At 75.1% G+C, this 3,296-nt stretch carries 5 protein-coding genes and 1 pseudogene; 3 read left to right on the top strand and 3 right to left on the bottom strand.

Translation table 11 applies throughout. From position 1 onward, the window contains the following. Positions 1-255 (top strand): annotated as a pseudogene (locus STRAU_RS38100) (helix-turn-helix domain-containing protein); the annotation flags it as partial. A 39-nt stretch (positions 256-294) separates the two neighbouring features. On the opposite strand, the gene STRAU_RS38095 reads toward STRAU_RS38100, so the two are convergent. Beyond that, the gene (locus STRAU_RS38095) at positions 295-732 is read right to left on the bottom strand and encodes a VOC family protein (protein ID WP_016645718.1); all 438 of its coding nucleotides are present in this window, start codon (positions 730-732) and stop codon (positions 295-297) included. Positions 733-869: 137 nt separating this feature from the next. Between STRAU_RS38095 and STRAU_RS38090 the strand changes: the two genes are divergently transcribed. Next, the gene (locus STRAU_RS38090; protein ID WP_037664662.1) at positions 870-1,295 is read left to right on the top strand and encodes an NUDIX hydrolase; all 426 of its coding nucleotides are present in this window, start codon (positions 870-872) and stop codon (positions 1,293-1,295) included. Between the two features lie 61 nt (positions 1,296-1,356). Here the strand turns inward: STRAU_RS38090 and STRAU_RS38085 are convergent, their stop codons facing one another. Both STRAU_RS38085 and STRAU_RS38080 read right to left on the bottom strand, forming a co-directional pair. After that, positions 1,357-2,115: a hypothetical protein gene (locus STRAU_RS38085; RefSeq protein ID WP_037664660.1), complete on the bottom strand. Its 759-nt coding sequence runs from the start codon at positions 2,113-2,115 to the stop codon at positions 1,357-1,359. A 61-nt stretch (positions 2,116-2,176) separates the two neighbouring features. Beyond that, positions 2,177-2,812, bottom strand: coding sequence for a hypothetical protein (locus STRAU_RS38080; protein ID WP_259300111.1), 636 nt, complete (start codon positions 2,810-2,812; stop codon positions 2,177-2,179). A 7-nt stretch (positions 2,813-2,819) separates the two neighbouring features. Between STRAU_RS38080 and STRAU_RS43260 the strand changes: the two genes are divergently transcribed. After that, positions 2,820-3,296, top strand: a 477-nt coding sequence (locus STRAU_RS43260; protein ID WP_203227515.1) for a hypothetical protein, incomplete at its 3' end; no start/stop codon positions are given.

Raw genomic sequence — 3,296 nt, 5'->3', positions numbered from 1 at the left:
GGAGACCGCCGACGCCGCGGGCATCGGCGCGCGGCAGCTGCACCGCCGCGCCCTGCCCGCGTTCGGCTACGGCCCCAAGACCCTCGCGCGCGTGCTGCGGCTGCAACGGGCGCTCGCGCTGGCCCGCTCGGGGCTGCCGTACGCGGACACGGCGGCCGCGGCGGGGCGGCCGCGGCGGGCTACGCCGACCAGGCCCATCTGGCCCGCGACGTCAAGGAACTGACGGGCATGCGGCTGAGCGAGCTGCTGCGGTAGGTGAGCGCCCCGCCGAAGGGCGCGGGCGCGTGGCCCCCGTCAGCTCGGCAGCGGCGCGAAGAGGTCGGCGCCGTTGCCGTCGGGGTCGAGCACCGTCGCGTACCGCTGCCCCCATACCGCGTCGAACGGCTTCAGCTCCGAGCGGTACCCGGCGGCCACCAACTCCTCGTACACCGCGTCCACGCCCGCGGGCGTACCGCAGTGGAAGGCGAGCCCGATCCGCCCGGCGCCGGGCACCGCCCGCCAGTCGGGGGCGAAGGAGCGGACGGTCTCCTCGGTGTCGAAGGCGACGCGCAGGCCGCCCGGCAGGGTGGCCTCGACGTGCGGCAGGTCCTCGGCGCCGGCCGGGAAGTCGAGCCCGAGCCTGCGGTAGAAGGCCAGCGACGCCGTCAGGTCGGACGTGACGATGCCCACGAGGTCGAGCCTGGGGGTGACGCGCGGCGTGCCGTCGGTCGTGTTCGTGTCGTTGCTGTTCATGCCCGTGAGCGTAGGCAGCGGCGCCGCGCGCGGTCTTGAAGGAATCGGACACGCCGCTGCCGCGCACGGGCGCGCGGCCGGGGCGCGGGCGGCTCCCGTGGCTGTCCCGGGCCCCGAATCCTCGCTACGGTGGGGTCATGGCTATCCCTGGCGAGAACCATCTTGCGGCAGCCGTCGTGGCCCACCGGGGCCGTGTGCTGCTTGTGCGCCGCAGTGAGACCGAGCGGTTCCTGCCACGCGTATGGGGGGTGCCCTGCGGAAAGCTCGAACCGGGCGAGAGTCCGCGCGACGGCGTGCTGCGGGAGCTCAAGGAGGAGACCGGCCTGCTCGGGCACGTGGTGCGCAAGGTCGGCGAATCGTCCTTCGTCAGCCAGTACAAGGGCCACGAGGTCAAGAACTGGCAGGACAACTTCCTCGTCCGCCCCCTCAGCTTCGACATCGCGCTGCCCCACCCCGACCAGGACCACCGCTGGCTCACCCCCGGCGAACTCGGCACGGTCGAGATCGACGACTACAACCGCGACATCGTGGAGCAGGCCCTCAGCAGGCTCCGCAGGCACTGACCGGGCGACACGCCGACCGGGCGACCGGCACTGACCCGGTGACCAGGGGCGGGCCGGGCGACTAGGGGCGGGCCGCCAACTCCTCGCTCCCGCCGATGAGTTCCGCCAGCGTCCGCAGCTCCGCCAGATACTCCTCCACCTCCAGCGGCTCCTTGGCGTACGCCTGAGCGCGCCGCTCCGAAGCGCCGCCCGTGAACACGTCCGTGTAGCGCCGCCGGCCCACGCCCGTCTCCAGGAACAGCGTCACCGCCGTCCCCGGCGAGGCGCACCAGGCCCGGTGCAGGGCGTACGACGGCAGGGCATAGCCGCTGCCCGCCGCGTACTCGGCCGTCTGCGTCAGACGGAGCCGGGCCCGGCCCGCCGGTTCCAGGAGCCAGTCGCTGACCTCCTCCGACAGCGACTCGCGATAGCGCGCCGCCGCCAGCGGGCCGTCGCCCGCCGTCTCGTACAGCTCCATGCCGAGGGTGCCCCGCACCACGTACGAGGCCAGCGGGGAACGGTGATTGTGGATGTCCTCGCGGCCCGCCCGGTGCGAACCGGGATGCCAGACGTGGGCCCGCAGCATGTGCCGGGTGCTGACGTCGATCAGCAGCAGCTTGTCGAAGCCGAGGATGTGCCGGTACGACAGGCGCGCGCACCCCGACGGATCACCGGCCCCGGACGCCAGCTCCGCCACCAGCGCCAACAGCCGCGCCGGGGAGCCCAGTTCGGCGACCACCGCGCGCGCCGCCCGCACCAGCACCTCCTCCTCCAGGTCGGCCGCGCCGTCGAGGGATCCCTCGAGCAGTCGCCTGGCCCGCAGCACGTGCCGACCACCCATGCAGTCACGCCGCCTTCCGTCGGTCCCGCCCGCCCCGCCCGCCGGGACGCGAAGCCGGAGTTCACGCCTCCGGCTGATACATCCATACGGCATGGGCGCGCAGCGCCGAAAGGCCCTGATAGGTCATCCACAGCGGGCGGCCGAGATCGTGCCCGTCCCAGTTCCAGATCCCGTCGTCCTGCTGGCGCAGTACGCCGCTGACGGCGTCCGCGAGCAGCGTCCGCCACGCGTCCTCGCGGTCCTCGGCGGCGGCGATCTCCCAGGCGCCCGGCGTCAGCAGCGCGCGCACCATCCACGCGGCCGTGAAGTGCCGTACGAAAAGGACCTCTTGGCGCCAGGAGTCCTGCGGGTGCGGGCGGCGCACCTCCTCCTGGGTGTTGATCAGGTCCGCGCAGGTCCGGTGCTCCGGCATCGGGCAGGACAGCAGCCAGCGGATGCCGTCCTCGCGCGCGGCCCGGGTGTTGGCGTCCTCGCCGAGCACGCGGGCCGCGCGGTCCAGGGCCACGACGGCCTGCGCGGTGTGCGCGGGCGAGGGGCGGGTCGGGTGCGCCGCCGACGCGCGCAGGCTCGGGCCCCAGCAGCGGCGGTGCTCCCGGGCCGGATCGGTGATCGTCCGGTCGACCAGCTCGTCCCGCAGCCGGGCGATGGCCGGGGAATTGGGCGCCGCGCGCAGCAGGCCCCGCAGCACCGTCGTCACCACATGGGTGCGGGCCAGGCCCGACGGCTCCAGGTCCGCCGTGAAGCGGGCCGCGCAGCGCGCCGCCTCGTCCCTCGTCCGGGAGCCGCTCCGGGTCCGCGCCCGCGCGGGCGAGCGCGCCGAGCACCAGGGCCGTCACCTCGGGCCGGGGCACCGACCCCTGCGAACGGGCGGCCCAGCCGCCGTCCGCGAGGCGCAGCCGCCACAGCGTCCCGACCAGCTCCGAGGGGTTCAACCTGCCGTCCTGCACGCCGAGTTCGAGCACCAGGTGCAGTCCGTACGCGGTGCCGGTGGGCGTGGGCCGCACCGGCTCGGTCTGAAGGGCGTGCGGCCAGCCGGTGAGGAAGCCGCGGTCGGGGTCGTCGACGACCGCCAGTTCCGCGTGCAGCGTCCGGTGCGCCGCGGCGGCGAGCGCCGGGAACGGGCCGGGGGAGTGGGCGGGGCCCGGCCCCGCGGCTCCCGGGGTGCGCGACGCGGCGGCCGG

Source organism: Streptomyces aurantiacus JA 4570, assembly GCF_000414115.1.
Classification (GTDB): Bacteria; Actinomycetota; Actinomycetes; order Streptomycetales; family Streptomycetaceae; genus Streptomyces; species Streptomyces aurantiacus_A.
This window is presented reverse-complemented; position numbering and strand designations above follow the sequence as displayed.

Coding starts and splice junctions, on each gene's coding strand:
- STRAU_RS38090 (WP_037664662.1), top strand. CDS start 870: ATGGCTATCCCTGGCGAGAACCATCTTGCGGCAGCCGTCGTGGCCCAC.
- STRAU_RS38095 (WP_016645718.1), bottom strand. CDS start 732: ATGAACAGCAACGACACGAACACGACCGACGGCACGCCGCGCGTCACC.
- STRAU_RS38085 (WP_037664660.1), bottom strand. CDS start 2,115: ATGGGTGGTCGGCACGTGCTGCGGGCCAGGCGACTGCTCGAGGGATCC.